The 20,945-nt window shown below is 63.3% G+C and carries 19 protein-coding genes; 11 read left to right on the top strand and 8 right to left on the bottom strand.

What is annotated here, in order from left to right:
- Positions 1-34: 34 nt before the first annotated feature.
- The 4 genes from FQV39_RS32600 to FQV39_RS32585 form a co-directional block, all read right to left on the bottom strand.
- Entirely contained in the window at positions 35-853 is an 819-nt protein-coding gene (locus FQV39_RS32600) for an alpha/beta fold hydrolase (protein WP_149134600.1), read from the bottom strand.
- Complete coding sequence (locus FQV39_RS32595) at positions 850-2,154, bottom strand: aspartate aminotransferase type Ic (protein ID WP_248313567.1); 1,305 nt, start codon at positions 2,152-2,154, stop codon at positions 850-852. Before FQV39_RS32595 ends, FQV39_RS32600 begins: the two co-directional genes overlap by 4 nt.
- A gap of 106 nt (positions 2,155-2,260) precedes the next feature.
- Positions 2,261-2,944, bottom strand: a complete 684-nt coding sequence (locus FQV39_RS32590; protein ID WP_149134598.1) for an RraA family protein — start codon at positions 2,942-2,944, stop codon at positions 2,261-2,263.
- Positions 2,945-2,969: 25 nt separating this feature from the next.
- Positions 2,970-3,629 carry an RraA family protein gene (locus tag FQV39_RS32585; RefSeq protein WP_149134680.1) on the bottom strand — a complete coding sequence of 220 codons (660 nt, stop codon included), beginning with the start codon at positions 3,627-3,629 and terminating at the stop codon, positions 2,970-2,972.
- A gap of 184 nt (positions 3,630-3,813) precedes the next feature.
- Between FQV39_RS32585 and FQV39_RS32580 the strand changes: the two genes are divergently transcribed.
- The 5 genes from FQV39_RS32580 (at position 3,814) to FQV39_RS32560 (ending at position 8,115) form a co-directional block, all read left to right on the top strand.
- Positions 3,814-4,689, top strand: a complete 876-nt coding sequence (locus tag FQV39_RS32580) for a LysR substrate-binding domain-containing protein (RefSeq protein ID WP_248313581.1) — start codon at positions 3,814-3,816, stop codon at positions 4,687-4,689.
- A gap of 523 nt (positions 4,690-5,212) precedes the next feature.
- The gene (locus tag FQV39_RS34195) at positions 5,213-5,320 is read left to right on the top strand and encodes an ABC transporter ATP-binding protein C-terminal domain-containing protein (RefSeq protein ID WP_149134679.1); all 108 of its coding nucleotides are present in this window, start codon (positions 5,213-5,215) and stop codon (positions 5,318-5,320) included.
- Positions 5,321-5,575: 255 nt separating this feature from the next.
- The gene (locus tag FQV39_RS32570) at positions 5,576-6,043 is read left to right on the top strand and encodes an acetyl-CoA carboxylase biotin carboxyl carrier protein (protein ID WP_149134596.1); all 468 of its coding nucleotides are present in this window, start codon (positions 5,576-5,578) and stop codon (positions 6,041-6,043) included.
- A 19-nt stretch (positions 6,044-6,062) separates the two neighbouring features.
- Positions 6,063-7,409 carry an acetyl-CoA carboxylase biotin carboxylase subunit gene (accC, locus tag FQV39_RS32565; RefSeq protein ID WP_149134595.1) on the top strand — a complete coding sequence of 449 codons (1,347 nt, stop codon included), beginning with the start codon at positions 6,063-6,065 and terminating at the stop codon, positions 7,407-7,409.
- A gap of 319 nt (positions 7,410-7,728) precedes the next feature.
- Positions 7,729-8,115, top strand: coding sequence for an acetyl-CoA carboxylase biotin carboxyl carrier protein (locus FQV39_RS32560; RefSeq protein ID WP_149134594.1), 387 nt, complete (start codon positions 7,729-7,731; stop codon positions 8,113-8,115).
- Between the two features lie 339 nt (positions 8,116-8,454).
- Here the strand turns inward: FQV39_RS32560 and FQV39_RS32555 are convergent, their stop codons facing one another.
- From FQV39_RS32555 to FQV39_RS32540, 4 genes are all read right to left on the bottom strand, one after another.
- Positions 8,455-9,708, bottom strand: a complete 1,254-nt coding sequence (locus tag FQV39_RS32555) for an aminotransferase-like domain-containing protein (protein WP_149134678.1) — start codon at positions 9,706-9,708, stop codon at positions 8,455-8,457.
- Between the two features lie 152 nt (positions 9,709-9,860).
- Complete coding sequence (locus tag FQV39_RS32550; protein ID WP_149134593.1) at positions 9,861-10,742, bottom strand: ABC transporter permease; 882 nt, start codon at positions 10,740-10,742, stop codon at positions 9,861-9,863.
- Complete coding sequence (locus FQV39_RS32545) at positions 10,735-11,544, bottom strand: ABC transporter ATP-binding protein (protein WP_149134592.1); 810 nt, start codon at positions 11,542-11,544, stop codon at positions 10,735-10,737. The genes FQV39_RS32550 and FQV39_RS32545 overlap by 8 nt, the downstream gene beginning before the upstream one ends.
- The gene (locus FQV39_RS32540; protein WP_187640400.1) at positions 11,544-12,572 is read right to left on the bottom strand and encodes an ABC transporter substrate-binding protein; all 1,029 of its coding nucleotides are present in this window, start codon (positions 12,570-12,572) and stop codon (positions 11,544-11,546) included. The genes FQV39_RS32545 and FQV39_RS32540 overlap by 1 nt, the downstream gene beginning before the upstream one ends.
- Before the next feature lie 452 nt (positions 12,573-13,024).
- Here FQV39_RS32540 and FQV39_RS32535 point away from each other — a divergent pair, with 452 nt between their 5' ends.
- The 6 genes from FQV39_RS32535 (at position 13,025) to FQV39_RS32510 (ending at position 20,907) form a co-directional block, all read left to right on the top strand.
- Positions 13,025-13,960 (top strand): LysR family transcriptional regulator, encoded by a 936-nt coding sequence (locus tag FQV39_RS32535; protein ID WP_149134590.1) that lies wholly within the window; start codon positions 13,025-13,027, stop codon positions 13,958-13,960.
- 98 nt (positions 13,961-14,058) lie between these two features.
- Positions 14,059-15,438: an MmgE/PrpD family protein gene (locus tag FQV39_RS32530; protein WP_187640399.1), complete on the top strand. Its 1,380-nt coding sequence runs from the start codon at positions 14,059-14,061 to the stop codon at positions 15,436-15,438.
- A 24-nt stretch (positions 15,439-15,462) separates the two neighbouring features.
- Complete coding sequence (locus tag FQV39_RS32525; protein WP_149134588.1) at positions 15,463-16,224, top strand: cyclase family protein; 762 nt, start codon at positions 15,463-15,465, stop codon at positions 16,222-16,224.
- A gap of 111 nt (positions 16,225-16,335) precedes the next feature.
- Positions 16,336-17,601 carry a CoA transferase gene (locus tag FQV39_RS32520; RefSeq protein WP_149134587.1) on the top strand — a complete coding sequence of 422 codons (1,266 nt, stop codon included), beginning with the start codon at positions 16,336-16,338 and terminating at the stop codon, positions 17,599-17,601.
- A 33-nt stretch (positions 17,602-17,634) separates the two neighbouring features.
- Entirely contained in the window at positions 17,635-19,284 is a 1,650-nt protein-coding gene (locus tag FQV39_RS32515; protein ID WP_149134586.1) for a thiamine pyrophosphate-binding protein, read from the top strand.
- Between the two features lie 216 nt (positions 19,285-19,500).
- Positions 19,501-20,907, top strand: a complete 1,407-nt coding sequence (locus FQV39_RS32510; protein WP_149134585.1) for an MmgE/PrpD family protein — start codon at positions 19,501-19,503, stop codon at positions 20,905-20,907.
- Positions 20,908-20,945 lie beyond the last annotated feature (38 nt).

Below are 20,945 nucleotides of genomic sequence, written 5' to 3'. Positions count from 1 at the left end.
GAATGGATAACTGTGATGCGCGCTTCGTCGCGCGTCACAGCGAGCCGCTGCGGCACCGATCCTTGTGGAAGGCCGCGATGGCGTCCCACATCGCCGGTGGGTTCGAATACATCGGAAAGTGGCCGCACTCAGGTATTTCGCAGAGGATGACTCCGCCCTGGTCAAGGGCCGGAAGATAGCTGAGCCCCGCATATTCCACCCCGTACATGAACATGCGCGGGCAGGGGAGAGCGATGAATTTCTCCAGCAGTCCGGCCGTGTCGGAGAACGCGACCATCGACTCGAAGATTGGCCGCACCGAGCCGGGCCTGACTTTGTGGCGTAGGCTCGCTGCGAAAAGCGCGCTGGAATAGGCGGGCGCGAGCCGCGTGCGTGCGATAAAATCGTCGAGGAAGCGCTCGTCGTCGCTCGCAGCGTACTGGAAGATCTGGCGGCTGAGGAAGCAGTCCTCCGCGGCAAGATTTCCCTTGATGTTGACGAAGCTCAGCACCCGATCCGGCACGGCATGGGCCACCAGGGCGGCGGTGAGGCCGCCCATCGAATGGCCGATGAGGTGGAAGCGGTCATAGCCGGCCACGTCGAGCACGGCGAGCGCCGTCTCGATCAGGAAGGGCATGCTCAGCTTCGAGAGGTCGGAACAGCGGCTCTCGCCACAGCCCGGCGCGTCATAGGCGAGGAACGCGTGGCCGTCGAACGCGGAATGCCGGGCGATGTCGGCATAGTCTTCCTTGGTCGAGCCGAAGCCGTGAAGGAACAGGATCGGCTCGCGCGTGCCATTCCGGGAGATCGCGGCGATATCGAGCGCGGTGCCCTGGATCGTGAGCGGAAGCCGCTCGTAGGAGATATTCGTCATTCCGCCACCTTGTTGCGCGCGTTGTTGGTCAAGAGGGTTTCGGCCGCGGCGAGCAGGATCGACAGCCCGATGATGTCGGCGGCGGCCTTCACGTCCGCGAGGGGAGCGTAGCTCGGAGCGATGCGGATGTTGCTGTCCTGCGGGTCCTTACCATGTGGCCAGGTCGAGCCCGCTACAGTCAGGGTGACGCCGGCTTCCTGCGCGAGCTCCACCGCGCGCCGGGCGGTGCCGGGCAGCGCCTCGATGCTGATGAAGTAGCCGCCGAGCGGGTTTGACCAGGAGGCGACGCCGGTTCCGGCGAGCCGCCGGGACAGGCCGTCGAGCACGGCGGCGAATTTCGGCGCCAGCAGCGCGCGCTGCTTTTCCATATGGTCGCGCAGCCCATCCGCGTCCTTAAGGAAGCGCACATGGCGGAGCTGGTTCAGCTTGTCGGGGCCGACGCCGCGCTTGCCGTCGCGGGCCAGATACCAGGCGACGTTGGCCGGCGACGAGGCGAAGAAGCCGACGCCGGCGCTGGCGAGCGTTATCTTCGAGGTCGAGGCGAAGACGAAGGCCCGGTCGGGATGGCCGGCGGCGGCGCAGAGCGCGACGATGTTCGTCCGCGTCACGCCGTTGCCGCTGAGATGATGCACGAGATAGGCGTCGTCCCAGAATAGGCGGAAGTCGGGAGCGCCGGTCTTCATCGCGGCCAGGCGGCGCGCGGTCTCGTCGGAATAGGTCTCGCCAGTGGGGTTAGCATAGGTCGGAACGCACCATATGCCCTTGACCCGCGGATCGGCCGCCAGCGCCTCGACGGCATCCATGTCGGGTCCCGTAGGCGTCACCGCTACCGGCAGCAGCTCGATGCCGTATTCCACGCACATCGTATGATGCTTCTCATACCCCGGCGCCGGGCAGATGAAAGCCGGCTTTTCGACGCGCGACCACGGCTCCGTCGAGCCCGGCACGCCCTTCAGCAAAGCCCAGACCAGGCAGTCGTGCATCATTGCAAGGCTCGAATTGCCGCCGGCCACGATCTGCGAGGCGGGCAGGTCGAGGATCGGGCTCATCAGCGCGCGAAGCTCGGGCACGCCCTGAGGGTCGCCGCCATAGTTGCGCACGTCCTCGCCCGCTTCGGTCTTCCAGTCTCCCGGCCCCGGTAGTGATAGGATCGCGTCGGACAGCGCGAGCTGTTCCTCCGAGGGTTTGCCGCGCGCGATGTTGAGCTGCAGGCCCCGCTGCTTGAGGGCGGCGTGCTCGGCGCGAAGCGAGTCCAGCCGGGATCGAAGCAAGACTGGATCTGTAACGGTCGAAGCGGCCATGGCGGTCATCCTTGTGCAGAAACGGATCGCGGCGGCCGGCGAGGATTGCCGGCCGCCGGGGTGTGTCGAAGTTCGGTCGCGCGAAGCGATCGGACCGGGCGGGTCTTCAGCCCTTTCTCTGCAGCGTGTGGTAGCCGAGCGCGGCCCGTGCCTCAGTGATGGTGGCGCCTTGCGCCAACCGCTCGCGGATCGCAGCCTCGACGGTTTCGATCTTGCGGGCGGTTTCGGCAACTTCGCGGGCGCGGGTTCGGGGGATGATCACCACCCCGTTGGCATCGGCTACGACGATGTCTCTCGTCGCGACCCGGACCGTGCCGATCGAAACTGTCTGGTTGACCGTTTCCACCTGCACCCGGTCCTTTCCGGTGCGCATGAAGCGCCCGGCCGAGAACATCGGATAGTCGTCGGCGAGCGCCTTCGAGACGTCTCGGCAGACGCCATCGATGACGGTCGCGGCGATTCCGCGCAGCCCGGCATACTGGGTCATGATGTCGCCCCAGACCGTGCAGTCGGTCCGACCGTCATTGTCGAGAACGACCACGTCCCCCTCCGCGACGTCGTCGATGAAATCCCCGACGGTGCCGGGTGGAACCGTCGCAGGTACGTATTTGACCGTGAAGGCAGGGCCGACGACGACGCGCGCATAATCCGCGAGCGGCATGATGCCGAGAGCCTGACCGTGCAGGCCCAGCTTATCCATCGCGTCCGATACGCCGGGGGTGTCGAGCCCCTCGAACAATCCGACGAGCTCGCGGTCTTCGGCGCTCGCCTTGCGAGGGTTGTTGCTCATGTCGATCTCCTATCGCCGAGGCGCCTCAATGGGCACGGATCGCTTCGAATTCTTTGTCGTGCATGACGTCCGCGACAGAGCGGCCGGCGCGCACGGCTGCGACCATCCCGTCCTGTCGGCGGGCGATCTTCTCGGCGAGGTCCAGCACCGGCTCAATCTGCGCCGCCGCGACGAATACGGTGCCGCAACGGTCGGCGATGACGTAATCGTCCTCGCTGACGGTGACGCCCGCCATCGTCACGGGGGTCGCAGAGTCGATCTGGACGATGCGGTTGCGGGCGCTGATCATGGTGACGCCCCGGCCGTAGACGGGATAGCCGATAGACTCGCTGCCCTCGATGTCCCGGCTCATGCCGTCGATAACGGAGCCGCGGATCTTCTTCGACGTGGCGGCATTGGCGAGAATGTCTCCCCAACACGAAATACCTTCTGGCCCGCCCGCGATGACAAGCACGCGGTCGTCGCTCGCGACCGCGTCGATGACGGGCGAGATCAGGTGAACGGTGGGCTTAACGTCGGCCTTCGGGCCGAGCTGGATCGTGCTGGCCCGCCCGACGATCTTCGGGCAGTCCCAGAGGGGGCGCAGCCCGTAGGTGGCGCCTTTCAGGCCGAGGAAGTCCAGCGCGTCGGAGATGGTGTTGGTGTCGAGCGCAGCAAGGCGGTCGAGATGCGATGGTTTCGACATGGCGGTGCGATCCGGATTCGATTGCATGGCCGGACTATGGCGATGCCGCCTGATATGTATATTCTTATGTCGTTATATCTGTGATACCTTGATTGGATCAGAGGCGTGGTCTCGTCGCTTCTATCGGCTGGAGCCCTCACCATTGCACGAGGTCGTCGATTTCCGGCTCGTCAAGCAGCTCTGGATGTTCCTCGCGGTGGCGGAGGAGCAGCATTTCGCCCGGGCTGCGAAGAGGCTCGGCATGTCCCAGCCGCCGCTGACGATGCAGATCCAGATCCTTGAGCGATCGCTGGGCCTGAAGTTGTTTGATCGATCCCGGAGGGGAACCGTGCTGAGTGCGGCTGGGGCCGCGATCCTGCCGGCGGTCAGGCGCTTCGCGGCACAGGCCGAGCAACTAGAAGCTGTCATACGCGAGGTCGTCGCCGGGCAGTCCGCAGTTCTCCATATCGGCGCGATCAATTCGGCGATGCTCGATACGGTGCCGCCGCTGCTGGAGGCGCTGCGAAGCTCCCATCCGCAGCTGAGCGTCTTCGTCAAGGAAATCGACAGCGCCGATGCCGTTCCGGGGCTCGAAGCCGGCGCCTTCGATCTTGCCTTCGCCCGGCTCGAGGGCGAGGTGGCGGACGGCATCGCGACGATGCCCCTAGCAGAAGACCGTCTGGCGGTGGCGATGCCGACGCAGCATGCCCTTGCCGGTCTGCCGCGCATTCGCCTGAAGTCGCTTGATGGCGAGCATCTGGTCATGTCTTCGCGCCAAGTCAGCCCCGTGTATTTCGATATGCTCGTTTCCGTCTGCCGGGCTAACGGGTTCTCGCCGCGCATTTTCCACGAGGTGCGCTCGCTCACGTCCCAACTTGCTTATGTCAGCTGCGGGCAGGGATTGGCGCTTGTTCCGGCCTCGATGCGGAAGCTAGCCCCGCCCAACGTGGCGATCCGCCCCTTGAAGGAGAGGGTCACGGTCGTGACCGCCGCAGCGGTATGGAGTGAGCGGCGCTACCATCCGATCGTTGAGGCAGCCGTGGCATGGCTTCAGGTAGCGCATCGAAAGGTACATACGTAATCGAAGCTTAGTTGATCCGCGTCATGGGCTGGCATCCATGATGTCCCGGCACTCTTAAAAAATGCAGGATCTAGATCTGGATCGCTTGGGGCGAGTTGCCGCCGAATTGCGGGCGGGATTGGCGTTGTCATGCTCAGCGCGGATGCTGGAGGAGGCTGCTCGTGGGCGTGAAAAAAAGCGCCAGCCCTAACGTTCTTTTTGGTGTGGAAAACGATGCGGCTAATCGTGGGTTGGCAGTAAAGAGCAGGCGGCGGCGCCTTTAATGGAGCTGGTGACCATCACGGCGCGGAAAGGCTCCATCGGCCTCTATCGCTGACGTTGCCGCTGGTTCGGAAGGCGAGTTCGCATAGCCTTCTTACCTCCCATGGGCTCCAGAACGCGGTTGAAGGCAATGGCAGAGGCGCATCCCGCTCGCATCTGCGAAATCCCAAGCCAATTTCATCGCTTGAAGGAATGATTTTGTAGGAAAAAAGATCGCTATACTCCAGTCCAGAACCACTTTTCACTCGCGGAGAGCCTCGCTATCACCGACCGGGCCAAGGTCCTGCAGACCGGCAAGATCACGCGCGCCGGCACCCCCGCGGAAATCCGCGACAATCCGGATGTGCGCCGCGCCTATCTGGGTATCTGAAATCCGCGGCCGGGAGGGAGTTCCATGCCGAAAGTCGATTTAAATTCCGATCTAGCCGAGGGCGTCGGCGACTATGTCGCCCACGCCGCTATCGAGGGCAAGCGGCAGCCCGATCGACACGATCTCCGTGGACGGAGATTCCAGCGATGCCGTCGCGGTCGCGCGCTGCGTTCGCGACCGGCACGAGGCGGCCGGCATCTCCGTCGAAAGTTTCGTGCGGTCGCACCAGCGCAAGTCGCCTGACCGGGAGCCGATATGGAACTGAAGCGTATCGCCGCGCTCGCCGATCTCTTCGCCGCCTCTCCGCTGCTGGAGCTGGAAGTAGAGGACGCCGAGGGCCGTGTCAGGTTGGTGAAACGAGCTTCGACGGCGGCGCCGGCCGGGCGATCTTCGCCCGTGGCTGTGCCGCCGGTCAGAAGCCCGGCTCCTCCGGTTCCGACGGCGCAGGTTTCCGGCACAGGGTCCGGCGGCGGCGCGAGTACGTCTTCGGCGAGCATCGTCTCCTCGCCGATGTACGGCACCTTCTTCCGGGCGCAGGCTCCCGGAGAGAAGCCGTTCGTGTCCGAAGGCGATGCGGTCGAGCCGGGCCAGACGCTGGGTTTGATCGAGGCTATGAAGACACTCTGTAAGATCCCGGCGGAGAAGGCCGGGCGGGTGCGGCGCATCCTCAAGGCCGATGGCGAGCCCGTCGAAGAGGGCCAGCCGCTCTTCGAGATCGAGTGAACCGGTACCGGAAGCAATCATGTTCGACACCGTCCTCATCGCCAATCGCGGCGAGATCGCGCTGCGCATCCAGCGTGGTTGCCGTAAGCTCGGACTGCGCTGCGTCCAGGCCTTCTCCGAGGCCGACGCCGGCGCGCCCTATGTCCGCCTGGCGGATGCGGCCGTCTGCGTCGGCCCCGCTCCCTCTGCGGGAAGCTATCTCAACAAGCAGGCCTTGGTCGTCGCGGCGCGGGCATCCGGTGCGCAGGCGATCCATCCGGGCTACGGCTTCTTGTCCGAGAATGCGGATTTCGCCGAGCTCGTCGAGGAGCAGGGGCTCGTCTTCGTCGGCCCGCCGGCCTCTGCCATCCGCCTCATGGGCGACAAGATCTCCGCCAAGCGGGCAATGATCGCAGCCGGCGTTCCCTGCGTTCCCGGCTACGAGGGGGGGCTGGAGGCGAATGAGTCGAGCCTTTCGATCGCCCGGGAGGTCGGCTTTCCGATCATCGTCAAGGCGGCGGGCGGCGGCGGCGGGCGCGGCATGCGGATTGTGCACGAGGAAAGCGAGCTGATATCGGCGATTTCCATGACGCGTGAGGAAGCCGGTCGGGCCTTCGGCAATCCGACCGTCTACCTCGAGCGGTTTCTACAGACGCCCCGCCATATCGAAATTCAGATCGTGGCGGACGGCCACGGCAATTGCGTCTGGATCGGCGAACGGGACTGTTCGGTGCAGCGCCGGCATCAGAAGATCATTGAGGAGGCGCCGGCATTCGGGGTCCCACGCGACCTGCTCGCGCGCGTCGGCGAGAGCTGCGTCGCCGCTTGCCGATCGATCGGCTATCGCGGAGCGGGAACGTTCGAGTTCCTCTACGAGAACGGAGAGCTGTATTTCATCGAGATGAATACGCGCCTGCAGGTCGAACATACCGTGACGGAGATGGTCAGCGGTCTCGACATCGTCGAGTTGCAATTGCGGGTAGCGCGGGGCGAGGCGCTGCCGCTTGGGCAGCAGGACATCCGGATATTCGGCCATGCGATCGAGTGCCGGATCAATGCCGAGGACCCCGATAGCTTCATGCCGTCGGCGGGCCGGGTGACGTTCTGGCACGCGCCCGGCGGACCGGGCGTTCGCGTCGATTCCCATCTCGCGTCCGGCTATGTCGTGCCGCCCAACTACGATTCTATGATTGCCAAGGCCATCACTCATGGCCCGACACGCGCCGAAGCCATCGCCCGCATGCAGGGGGCCTTGTCCGAGATCGTCGTTGAGGGCATCAGGACTAATGTGCCGCTACACCGCGAATTGCTGACCGACCCGCAATTCACGGCCGGCGGCGTTTCGATCCATTTCCTGGAAGACCGCAAGAAGGCAAGTGCGTCATGAGTGCCGCTGCCGACCATCCTAGGATCAGCTGGATGGGCGAGACGGCCTTTCTGTGCGAGGGCCGATGCCGAGGGCATCGAGATCTCGACTGCCGCCCTTCAAGCTCCTGTTCGCGGATGGTGGCGCGATGCTCGGCGGCCGCCTGGGGCCGCCATGGTGGACCATGCCGGCGCGGGCCGGCTCGGGGGAAGCTACGCTTCGTCCAGGTCTCCTGGGAGGAAGCGCGGTGCTTTTATCGCGCAGCGGACTACCTCGACCGGCTCGCGCAGATCGTGAAGCTAGAGAAGCGCACCCAATTGCAGCCAGGAGGGCAACCGGCATGAAGCCGTCCGAAATCGCCGAGCTGGCGACGTTGATGTCAAGGCGAGGGATCGAGCTGGCGGAGGTCGAAACAGCGGCCGGCCGTTATCGGCTCGTCGTCGATATCGCGAGCGCTGCCGAGGCCGTAGCGGTCCCGTATCTCGCAGTGGCGGGGAGCTTTGTGACAGCGCCTGGGCCTGGCCTCTTTCGAGGGACGCATCCCGAACGCGGCGAAACCGAGATCAAGGTCGGGGACGAGATCGCCGTCGATCAGCTGGTGGGTTATCTGGAAGCGGGCGAAATCCTGCTACCAATCATAGCGCAGGTCGCTGGTACGGTCCGGGACGTTCTGGTGGCGGAGCGGGAGCTCGTCGGCTACGGCACTCGGCTCTTCCGGCTCGTCTGACCGCTGGACCTCCCGGTCGGCTGCTCGGGCGCGATATTGTCTCCGGTCGAATCTAGCGAAGTCTTCGAATTATCGCCGGCTTTTGCAAAGATCGGTAACCTGCGGCTTCGGGTTCGATAGTTCCGTTTGGCCTGATACCGCAGGCTGTTCCTTACCGGAAGGGCGGGCTGTACTGAAGGCCTCCCTTGGTCCTAAGCTCCTTGGGGCCGCGCTGCAGCTTCTGCGGCGAATTCGCCGCCGTTGCGAGCAGGGCCAGAAAAAATCTCTAATGAATGCCGAATGATGCGGGGTTTGGTCATGTTATTCCCTTGGGCAATTGATAACAGATCGCGCTTCTCATTAGCTAGAGCCGGGATACGCTTGAGCATTCAGGCGAGCGTATTCATTCCTGACCAAGCGAGCGAGGCGTTCGATCCCGGCCTTTGACTCGGTTTCCTCGGCGAGCGAGAAGCTCAGCCGGATGGTGCTGGTTCCCGTTCCGTCCGCGTAGAAGGCTTTCCCCGGCACGAAAGCGACACGCGCTTCGGCAATAGCGCGTTCCAGAAGCCGTGTGCCGTCGAGCCCATCCGGCAAGCGCACCCATACGAACATCCCGCCATCCGGCCGTGTCCACGTCACCGGTGGCGGCATATGCTCGTTTAGCGCGGCAAGCATGACGTCCCGGCGCCGGCGATATACGTCCCGGAGCATCCGGGTGTGCTCGGCATAGTATTTGTCGGCCACGGCATGCATGACGATCTGGTTGATCGAAGGCGAGTGCAAATCGGATGCCTGCTTCATCAGCACAAGCTTCTGGATGACCGGTCTCGCGGCACAGACCCACCCGACCCTAAGCCCCGGCGACAGAGTCTTGGAGAACGTTCCGCAGTAGATGGTCCGCGCGAGGTCGATGCCGCCGCTGCGCCGGCAATCGAGCGCGAGCAAGGCCGGCGGACTCACGCCTTCGTAACGGAGCGCTTCATATGCTGCGTCCTCGACGAGCGGCATGTCGAGTTCGTTGCAAAGGTCGAGCATACGGGTGCGCCCCGCAGGGCTGATCGTCTCTCCCGTGGGATTGGCAAAATCCGGCGTCAGATAGGCGAATGCGAGTTTGCTGCGGGAGGCGCCTGCCGCGCCGGCGTAGAGCGCCGGAGTGGCGTTCCCCACCTCCGGCTGCACGTATTCATAGCGCGGCTCGTAGGGGCTGAAGGCCTGAAGGGCCCCGAGATAGGTCGGTCGCGTGATCAGCACCGTGTCTTGCGGGCCTATGAAGAGCTTGCCCAGATAGTCCAGCGCCTGCTGCGAGCCCGAAGTGATCAGGATGTTGTCGGTTGAACATGCGACGCCCAGTCGACCCATATGTGCGACCAGCCACTGCCGCAGCGGCAGATAGCCTTCGCTGACCGAGTATTGCAGCGCTGCCCCCGCCGCCGTTCCCGTCAAGGCATCTCTGTAGGCCGCTGCGAAGGCCTCGGTCGGAAACAGGCTGGGATCGGGGATGCCGCCGGCGAAAGACGTGATGTCAGGCCGGTCGAGCAGCTTGAGCAGCTCGCGAATTTCTGATGCCTGCATCCCGTCCGCGCGGTTGGCGAAGCGCTTGAGCCATTCGTTCATCATCAATTTCTCTATGCCCCGTTGGCGTCCTGCAGACGACCCCCCGACGACAGTCCGGAGGTCCGATCGGGCGCGTTTGAGAGGCCAACCATTTGCTCAAATGTTGTTACGGAGCGAGACGCCTACCGTGCGCTGTTCGCGCACGGGGGGGTTCAGCTCTGCATGCCCCACTTGCGGACGGTGCGGTTCTCTATTGCCCTGAAGATTATCCCCTCGATCAGCAAGCCGACAAGGATCACGGTCAATAGTCCGGCGAAGACCCGCGGCGTGTCGAGCAGGGTCCTCGCCTGGAAGATGTACCAGCCGAGGCCACCCTGGCTCGACGATACGCCGAATATCAGCTCCGCCGCGATCAACGTCCGCCAAGCGAAGGCCCATCCAATCTTCAGGCCGGCGAGGATGGACGGGAATGCCGCCGGGATCAGCAGTTTCATGACATAAGGCAGACCCCGCAACCCGACGTTCTGGCCGACCATGCGCTGAGTCATACTCACGCTGAGGAAACCCGAATGCACGTTCAACGCGACGGCCCAGAGCACCGAATGAGTGATGACGAAGACAAGGCTTGGAATGCCCAGGCCGAACCAGATAAGAGCGAGTGGCAGGAGGGCGATCGCCGGGAGAGGATTGAACATCGCAGTCAAGGTCGCGAGCACGTCGGTGCCGAACCGCGACGACACGGCGACGCTGGTCAGAATCGTGGCGATGACGAGCCCTGTCAGGTACCCCAGGACGAGGACCTGTAAGGTCGACCAGAGCCGGACCGGCAGCTCGCCGCTGGCGAGATCGCTGACGAAAACGGCGGCGGTCGTGCTCAGGGGTGGAAAGGACAGGGGGTTGTCCAACCAACGCGCGTAGATCTCCCACACCGCTGCGAGCAAGAGAATGAACACGCCGCGGCGAACGCCAACCTCGTTCCAGATCAGCTCGAACGGGCCGAGTTTCTGTTCCACATTGCCGATATGCCCGACGGCTGACGCCGGGTTCTCGAAATCGGGACGCGGTTGCCCCGGCTGTATGGCGAGTTCAGACATGCAGGCCTTCATTCTCCGCGGTCGCACGGTCGCCAAACAGCAAATGGGAAATCTTGCGGTGCAATTCCTGGAATTCCCGGCTGCCCACATGGGTGTGCTCGAAGCGGCTGCAGTCGAGTTCGGCCCGCACCTGGCCGGGATGAGGACTGAGCACGAGCACGCGGGTTCCCAGCACGATCGCCTCCTCAATCGAATGCGTGACGAACAGCATCGTGAAGCTGCGATCCCGCCAGAGATGTAGGAGCTCGTCTTGCATCTGGCGTCGTGTCAGTGCGTCGAGCGCAGCGAAGGGCTCGTCCATCAGCAGCATGTCGGGCTCGAGCGCCATCGCCCGCGCAATGCCGACGCGCTGCTTCATGCCGCCGGAAAGCGTATGGGGATAGACATTGGCGAACTTCGCCAGGCCGACCCGCCCGATGATCGCGATAGCCCGCCTTTGCGCCTCTTCCCGGGAGAACTTGCCGCTCTCCACCATGCTGAACATGACGTTGCCGAGAACGGTTTTCCACGGCAAGAGCTGATCGAACTCCTGGAAGACCATCATGCGGTCCGCGCCGGGGCCGGTCACCGGTTTGCCCTGAAGCCGGATCGTCCCTTCGACGGGCTTGAGATAGCCGCCCACGGCTTTGAGGATCGTCGATTTGCCGCAGCCGGAGGGGCCGAGAAGGATAAACCGATCACCTTTCAGCACATCGAAACTTACGCGATACGAAGCCGTGACGAGCGTCGTCGGGGTCTTGTACTGCAGCGTGATGCCATCGACCTCGAGCAGGGCTGGCGGCATACTGAAATGCTCGCTCATCAGGTGTTTCTCAACGCGTGAACGGCGGGAATCATGAAATCGTCGATCGATTTCAGTTCGTTTCTCAGGAAGCCGGTCTTCTTCATGAAACCGGCATAGGTCATGATCCCGTTCGTGTTGAGGGAATAGCCCTCCTGCGGGTCCTCGATGATCCGCTGGAATTCCGCTTTCGAAAGTATAGTGGTCGGCTCGATTTGCAGGTAAATCTCGGTCGATTGCGCCGGGTTATTCTCGATGAAGGTGATCGCGTCCTGCAGCGCGGCGAGGAAAACCTTGACGATGTCGGGATTGGCCTCGGCGAAGGAGCGCGTGCCGGCCACGATCACGAAGCTCGAAAGCCCTCCGAAAACGTCACCGGAAGTAAGGATCGTCCGAGCCCGCGGATCCTTCGCGATGATTTGCACGTAGGGTGGAGAAGCGAAATGGGCGGCGACGATGCCGCCCCGCAGCAGCCCGTTCAACGCATCGGGATGCGGAAGGCTGATCATGCTCTTGTCGAGGCGAGTAGAGTCGCCGAACTGCTTCTCGCAGGCCATCTTCAGGATGAACGCCTGCGTGTTCGCCGTGGAAGGCATCGCGATCTTGTCGTTCGGGCCGAAATCGGCCAGCGACCTGATGCGCGGATCGACCGTCATCAGCATGCAGCGATTGTTCGAAATGCCTGAAAATCCGCAGATCTCGCGACTCGTGCCTCTGGTGCGATCCCAGGCGATGAGCATTCCGGCCTGGCCGGAAATGCACATGTCGATCTGGCCGGAGAGGAGCGAGTCGATGATCGGATTCTGCCCGCTGAGCTGCACGATATCGACCTTGAAATCCGAGAGGCCGAGCTTCCTGGCCTGCTCGGCGAAATAGCCATTCTGCTGTGCGATGCGGACGGGAAGGCTCGGCAGGCCGAAGCCGACGGCGATGCGCAGCCGCTTGCTATCCTGAGCCAATGCAATGCCGGGAATGGCAAGGCCATGAACCGCAGCTGTCGATGCGGCCATGGCAGCGAGGACATGGCGCCTAGATCGATGGTTCGACATCGTGGTTCTCCCTGTGGCCGCATGACTTGGGCTGGCGACCGCCATTCCCGTTGTACTAATTTTATCGTTGGCTTTCGAGGTTTTGGCGGCTATTCGAGGGCCTTTTTCTAGATTTTAAATTTAAATGGAGCTCGATTAGTGAAAATATATTCTCTTACCTCGCTGAGTGTTGCGCCTATTGTCTTTAATGATCCGTGATATGGCGGAATTTTCGCAGTATTTCTCTTTGTGGGCTTTGCGCAAAGAACCTATTTTGCATAACAGGCATAATGCGACCCTATGCGAGGCTGGCGAGCAGATTGGCTGCATTTGCCTATTATTGGATGCGTTTTACCAGTATGGCATAATCAGGGACACGCCCTTTTCGGCGCATGCGTGCGACGGGATAGCTAACGGGGGCTCATGCGCGCGTTTGATCGTGGACATTCGCGGGCCGAGTTGGGGAGGGTGAGATGGATATCAGGCACCTGCGATGCTTTTACTATGTTGCGGATTTAGGTAGCGTCACACGCGCGTCGTCGTTCCTCCACGTCACCCAGCCAGCGATTAGCCGCACGATACGGGCGCTGGAGGACGAGCTCGGGGTGCCGCTGTTCGAACGCAACGGCCGGGGCGTTACGCTCACCGAAGCGGGGACTCAGCTGTTTGGCCGCTGTCAGCAAATCTTTCAGATGGTCGAGGATACGCGGCGGGAAGTCATCAGCTTCGCCGGCTCCGTCAGCGGCGACGTGGTCCTAGGCGTTCCGCCTTCACTCTTCGCGTTCACGCCGGGACTGCTCACGCGCTGCCGCGAACTTCACCCGCATATCCATATTCGATTGCTAGACGGCTTCAATGGCTATCTGCAGGATTGGCTGCTCGCGGGTGCGGTGGATCTAGCGGTCTTGAACGGCCGGGCTTCGGACTTGAGGAAATACAAGGCCACGCATCTCGCGACAGACCGTCTCTACGTGATCGGGCGGCACGACGATCGCAGTTCAAGGGCACCGGCGGTCGCTAGGGAAATCGCGTTCCACACCCTCGGCGATCTTCCCGTCATCCTTCCGACGCGCATGAGCGCGCTCCGGAAGCTGATCGAGGAAGCCGCGATCGACGCTGGCATCCAGATCCGCCCGCTGCACGAACTCGATTCCGTCGCGGCCATCAAGGAGCTCATCTTGCGCGGCGAGGGGGTCGCGATCCTGCCGCTGGCCAGCATCGCCCGGGAACTCGAAAGCGGGCAGCTCTGGGCCGCACGCCTGACGCGGCCCGAAGTGCAGCGGGAGCTGGTCGTCGCCACTTCGATCGACCGTCCGGCCAGCAAGGCGGTGCGGGCCGTGCAGGAGGTGATCGTGAAGGACTTCCGCACGATCGCGGAGGCGCTTGACTATTCGCTCGGCTTCCTCTGAGCGCGGCCGGAAGTCGGGTTAAGTCAGATAGGCACAATCGGCATTTGTCCCAGTCTGGCCCGGGCTCCAGATATGACCCCCCACACAGGGAGGATACGTTGATCCACGCCAAGATCGAGAACGTGACCGAGCCGCTGGCGACTTTCGCGTCGAAACTTCGCTATGAAGACCTGCCGGCCGCGGTCGTGCATCAGACCAAGCGCTTCCTGCTCGATTCGATCGGCTGCGCCGTCGGCGCCTGGCGCGAGGACGAGCGGAAAGCCGGCCTCGCCCGCCGCATCGTCGAGGATTTCGGGGCGCAGGGGCGCGCGAGCGTCATCGGTGGCGGGCGTTCACACCCCGCCCTCGTCGCGCTCGGCAACGGCATTCTGGTTAACGCCACGGACAACGACGATACCCACAAGCGCGCGCTCGCTCATATCGGCTCGGTCGTGATGCCGGCGGCTCTGGCCGTGACGGAGGACATGGGCGGCAGCGGACGCGATCTCGTCACCGCGATCGTGGCGGGCTACGAGGTGACCGCGCGCGTCGGCATGGCGGTGATGCCGACGCATTACCGCTTTTGGCATTCGACCGCGACGAACGGAACCTTCGGCGCCACTGCCGCCGCGGGCCGGGCAATGAATCTCGATCCGGTGCAGATGAGGCTGGCCTTTGGCTCGGCCGGCACGCAGGCCGCCGGCCTCAACACCTTCTTCGAAAGCGGCGACGATACCAAGAGCCTGCACCCCGGAAAGTCCGGCTTTAACGGCGTGCTGGGCGCGCGGGCCGCCGCCATGGGGCTGACCAGCCCGCCGGATATCTTCGGCCATCCGAAGGGATATCTGGCGGCCTACAGCCTAGAACCCAAGATCGACGTCCTGTCGCGGGGGTTGGGTTCAGAGTGGACCATTCTCGATAACGGTTTCAAGTATTTCCCGTCCATCCTCGCGAGCCACAGCCCCATCGGCGCGAGCCTTAAAATCGTATCGGGAAATTCCCCCAGGCCCGATCAGATCAAAGCCGTGACGGTACGGACCTACGCGACGGTGAAATCGCATTTTTCCAGCAAGCGCGTCGACACCACCATGGCGGCGCGCCTCTCGGTGCCCTACTGCGTCGCCGTCGCGCTGGTTGACGGCGAGGTCGGCCAGGCCCAGTTCAAGGAAGATCGCTACCGCGACCCGCTCGTTCGGGCGCTGATGGAGAAAGTCGAGATCGTCGCCGACGACGAATTGACGAAGCTCTATCCTGAAAAATTCCCGGCTCAGCTCACGGTTGAGATGGAAGATGGCTCGGTCCATCGCAGCGAGATGTATTATCCGAAGGGCGATCCGAGCAACGCGCTGACGGACGACGAAATCCGCAGGAAATTCGAGGACAACGCGGCCGGCGTTCTCGAAGCCTCGACGTCTCGCGCCATTCTCGACCTAATAGACGACCTGCCGAACCTCCCGAATCTCGCCGGGCTCGGCGGCCATCTTCGGGCGAGAAGCTGATCCGCGAGCAAGCCGGGGTTTTCGATGTGCGATTGTCAGGTCCGGCGAGGCTATGGCTGGAAAGGGTGGAAGGCGCCAACGGGTTCGGCCCTACTCGCGCCGAAGGGCGAGTGGATCGACCTGTCGCATCCGCTCCATCCCGACATGCCGAAAGTCCCGACCTTTCCCAAGCCCGTCTTCGAGCTGATCCGCCGGCTTCCGGCGGATCAGCTCAACGTCACGCGGATGGAGATGGTGGTGCATATCGGCACCCATCTCGATTCGCCCCGCCACTTTTTCCTCGACGCCCCGGCCCTTGATGACGTGCCGCTGCAGAGACTGAACGGGCGGGGCATCGTGTGGCCGGTGGATTTGCAGGGCGCCGACCTCATCGAGCCGTTGCATCTGACGGGGCTGGCGCCGCGCCTTCGCCGCGGGGATATCCTGCTTCTGGACACCGGCTGGCACCGCTTCGTGGGGACGCGGAGCTATGACGACGATCACCCGGCGCTCAGCCTCGATGCCGCCCGATGGATAGTCGATCACGAGGTCAAACTGCTCGGTCTCGACATCCCGACGCCGGATCTCCCGGTGAGCAAGCGTCCGGAAGGTTTCGACTTCCCAATCCATCGCGAATTGCTGGTGAACGGGGTGCTCATCGCCGAGCATCTCACCAATCTCGCGCCGCTTCGCGGCAAGCTGGTTGAGGTCATGTGCGCAGCCTTGAATATCGTCGGCGGTGACGGTGCCCCCGCCCGGATCCTGGCCCGGGAAATCGACGCTCTCGAGACCGATTGGGCCGTCTGAACAGGCAAATTCCTGATCAGATCATAACTCTTATGTGGTTTCTTTATTAGCGACTTTGCTTTGGGTGTGAATTTATGACGTTCGAACTGACGAAGAAAGCAGAGTAGAAGCATGAACAAGATCGACAACGCGGCCTCTATGCTCAATCCGCAAGGCGGAATGAGCGGCGCTCCCGCTCTGCGCGGCGTACGGGTCATCGATCTGACCCAGTTCGAAGCAGGCACTTCGGTCACCCTGGCTCTGGCATGGCTCGGCGCGGACGTGATCAAGGTCGAGAACCCGGTCGGAGGCGAGCAGGGGCGCGGAGCGTCGACCGACAAGCCGGGGATGGATTCCTATTATTTCATGCTGCTCAACGCGAACAAGCGCAGCGTGACCGTCAATCTCAAGAACGAGAGGGGCCGCAAGATCCTGCTCGACCTGGTCCGCAACGCCGACGTCTTCATCGAGAACTTCGCGCCCGGCGCTATCGAGCGGCTCGGCCTGTCCTACGAGGTTCTGTCAGCGATCAACCCCCGGCTGGTCTATGCTCAGATCAAGGGTTTCGCCTCCGACAGTCCCTTCGCTTCCTATCTCGCCTTCGACATGATCGGCCAGGCCACCGGCGGCATCATGAGCATCACCGGCGAGGCGGGTGGGCGGCCTTTGAAGCCCGGCCCTACGCTCGGCGACACGGGCACCGGGCTGCACTGCACGATCGGCATCCTGGCGGCGCTGTATCAGCGCGAGAGCACCGGGCGCGGACAGCGTATCCAGGTCGCGATGCAGGACGCGATGATCAATTTCTGCCGCATCGCCTATGCCGCCCAGTCGCTGCACGGAAAAGCCTGCGAGCGGAACGGCAACCAGGTCGTCCTCGGCACCACGGCGCCGAGCGAGGTCTATCCCTGTAAGGGCGGTGGCCCGAACGACTATTGCTACATCTACAGCTCCCGCGCCAGCAACATGCACTGGCACCGCCTTCTGGAGGTGATCGGACGCGAGGAGTTCAAGACCGATCCCCGGTTCGCGACGCCGCAGGGGCGCGCCGATCACGTCAAGGATATCGACGCCATCGTCGCGCCTTGGGTGGCCCTGCATTCCAAGGAGGACGTCATGCGGATGCTGGGCGACGCCGGCGTGCCGGCGGGCGCCGTGTTCGACACGATGGAGCTCTCCGAGGATGCCAATCTGCGTGAGCGGGAAATCTTCGTGACGGTCAAGCACCACCAGCGCGGTGATTTCGTAATGCCGGGCTGGCCGGTGAAGATGTCCGACAGCCATGTGAAGATCGAAGCCTCTCCGGCGCTCGGCGAGCACAGCGCCGAGGTCTATCGCGAGGTGCTCGGCCTCGGCGAGCAGGACATCGCCGAGTTGCGCGCCGAAGGCGCGATCTGAACCGTTCACCTCATTCTGGAGCCGCATAGAACCATGGGCATCACTGGCTCTGAACTCGTCGCCAAGGCGCTGAAGCGGCACGGGTTCGACGCATTCTTCTTCATCATGGGCGAGCCTATGTACGGCGTTGAGAGAAGCTGCATTTCCGAGGGCCTGCGCGCCATCGACGTGCGGCACGAGCAGGCCGGGGCGATGGCCGCCCATGCCTATGCGCGCCTTCTCAACAAGCCGGGTTTGTGCATGGCCGCGTCCGGGCCGGGTACCACCAATCTGGTGACCGGGCTCGCGCATTCGCTGGTCGATTGCGTACCGGTGCTCGCGCTGGGGGGCTCCAGCCCCATCAGCGGGGCCGGGCGCGGTGTTTTCCAGGAGTTCGACCAGCTTTCGCTGATGAAGCCGTGCACAAAATGGGCGGAACGTGTCTCGCAGACTGAGCGCATTCCCGAGATAATCGACATGGCGGTGCGGCAAGCCATGTCCGGACGCCGCGGACCGGTCTATCTCGATCTGCCGGGAGACGTTCTCTATCGCGAGATCGACGAAGCGACCGTGCGCTGGCCGGCTCAGCCATGGACGTCGCAAGCGCACGAGCGCAGCGGCGCGGACCCCGCCGCGATCGCGCGGGCCGTCGAACTTCTGAAAGCGGCGAAGCGGCCGGTCATCATTTCCGGGAGCGGGGTCCTATGGGCCGACGCTTCTCGGGAACTGCGCGACTTCGTCGGAAAGGCCGGCATCCCGTTCTACACGACGCCGCAAGGACGCGGCGCAGTGCCCGAGGACGACCCCATGTTCTTCGCGGGTTCCCGGTCGATGGCGTTCAAGGACGCCGATCTGATCTTCGTGATCGGCACGCGCATGAACTACGTGATCAACCATGCCGCGCCGCCGCGCTTCAACGGCGAGGCCAAGATCGTTCGCATCGAAGTCGACCCGAACGAGATGGCTCGCAGCACCAGGCTCGATCTCGGCCTGCTAGGCGATGCGAAGATCGTCTTGAAGCAACTCGTCGACGCCGTGAGCGGGGCCGTGTCGCCGGAGCAGTTCGCCGCTTGGCGCGACGTACTGGATGCCGACAACCGCGGACGCGCCGCCAAGCAGGAAGCGGCGCTCGCCGACGAGTCGACGCCCATCCACCCGATGCGGCTCTGCAAGGAAGTCCGGGATATTCTCAAACGCGACGACGTTCTGGTGGTCGACGGGCAGGAGATCCTGAACTACGGCCGGCAGGCGATCCCGAGCTTCACCCCGGGGCACCGCCTCAATTCAGGAACCTTCGGAACGATGGGCGTCGGCATGCCCTTCGGCATCGGCGCCAAGGTGGCGAAGCCCGGAAACCGTGTCGTCGTCCTTCACGGCGATGGCTCGTTCGGGCTGAACGCGATGGAGTTCGACACCGCCGTTCGCCATCACCTGCCCCTGCTCGTGGTGATCAGCCTCAATGGCGGCTGGACAGCCGATCCCAAGAAGGAGAAGCCGGGCCGCGATCTGGGCTATACGCGCTTCGACCAAATGGCGGCGGCGCTGGGTGGGCACGGCGAATATGTCGAGGAGCCCGGAGACCTCGCGGCCGCGCTCCGGCGCGCGCTCGAGGCGGTGGACCGTGGTCAGCCCGCTCTGGTCAACGTGAAGACCGACTGGCGGGCTCGTGCCGGCGCCGCGGCTTTCACAGCCTATTCCACATAGCAGTCATCCAAGGCGGCCTTGCGAGAGCGGTAATCGATACGCTTGTTACGGCGAGCATCGATGATCGTTGATCAAGATAAGACACGACGATTTTCACTCAGCGGAATGCGCGGGGCCGGCTGATTGTCGCTCGCGAAGGACGCTGGCCGCCTTAGGGGCTGCACGATCGGTGGTGGCAGTCGCTCCCTCCGAGACGATCAACGGAGCAGGTGCGACGTGAGCGAGATCACTTCCCGTCTTTCTGATTTCGTGTCGGGCCTCCGGCTCGGAGATATCCCTGCGGATGTCCGCGAACGCACGACAATTCTGGTCGCCGACTCCATCGGGATCGCGGTGCGTGCCCGGCATGAATCGGCTGCGTATCCTCCGTTGGTGCGCGCGGTGAGAAAGCTGGGCTTTGCGGAAGGGCGGTGCGCGGTGCTTGGAGACCTTGACGCATATTCGCCGATGGCGGCCGCGATGATCAACGGAACGCTGATCCATTCGCTTGATTTCGACGACACGCATGCCGCGGGAGCTTTGCACCCTTCCGCCACCACGCTGGCCGCTGCATTGGCGGCCGCCGAAATGGAGAGTGCGGACGGGTCCGATCTGGTGCCAGCGATCATCGCAGGCTACGAGGTGCTTTGCCGGCTTAGCAAGGCGCTCAACCCGGCCGACCATTATGATCGCGGCTTCCACCCCACGGCAACCTGCGGGGCATTCGGGGCTGCCGCCGCGGCGGCGCGAATCATGCGCCTTTCGCCCGCGCAAGTGGCGGACGCGTTCGGGATCGTGCTCAGTCAGGCCGCCGGTTCCATGCAGTTTTTGGAGAACGGGGCTTGGACCAAAGCCTTCCAGGTCGGGCATGCCGCGTCCGCCGGGTTGCTCGCCGCCACGCTGGCGCGGCAGGGCTTCCGAGGCGCCTCGCGCGCGATCGAGGGGACGGCAGGCTTTCTCCATGCGCATGCTCCCAATCCAAATATCGATATAGCCGCGGCAGGCCTCGGGCAGGTCTGGGAGGCTGCCGAGATCGCCATCAAACCCTATCCGGCCTGCCGCTTCGCGCATGCGGCCATGGACGCCATCGTAAGTCTTCGCGAACGGCATTCGCTGAAACTTGACGACGTCCTGGAAATCACTTGCGGGCTGTCCCGCAAGGGCATCGATCTAGTCGGAAAGCCGATCGAACAGAAGCGCGCCGCCGCGACCACCGTGGAGGGTCAGTTCTCCATGCCCTTCCTTGCGGCGGTGGCCCTGGCGGAAGGGGGAATGGGCTGGGGTAGCTATGACCGTTGGCTGCAGGATCACGCCATTCGCCAGTTCATGCCACACGTGTCAGTCGTTCAGGATCCGGAAGTCGAGGCCCTCTTTCCACGTCGGTTTGCGGGCGCCGTGACGATGGTACTCAAGACGGGGGAAACGCTGCACGAGTTCGTCTCAAGCCCGAAGGGCGAGCCGGATAACTTCGTAACATCGGAAGAGGTCTGGCAAAAATTTCAAGCCTTGGTTGAACCCTATATCGGTGAAAGTGCCGCAGCTGCTTTCGAAGCGATCGGAGATTTGGAAAAAATTCAGGCCTCGCGGATCTTATCACTGGTTCGCCCCGCCATGGAAATTACTCGCGTCGGCAAGCTTGCTTGATCGCAAATGCAGAACGCCGACTGACGAAAATTAAAGAC

This window comes from Bosea sp. F3-2 (assembly GCF_008253865.1).
Lineage (GTDB): Bacteria > Pseudomonadota > Alphaproteobacteria > Rhizobiales > Beijerinckiaceae > Allobosea.
This window is presented reverse-complemented; position numbering and strand designations above follow the sequence as displayed.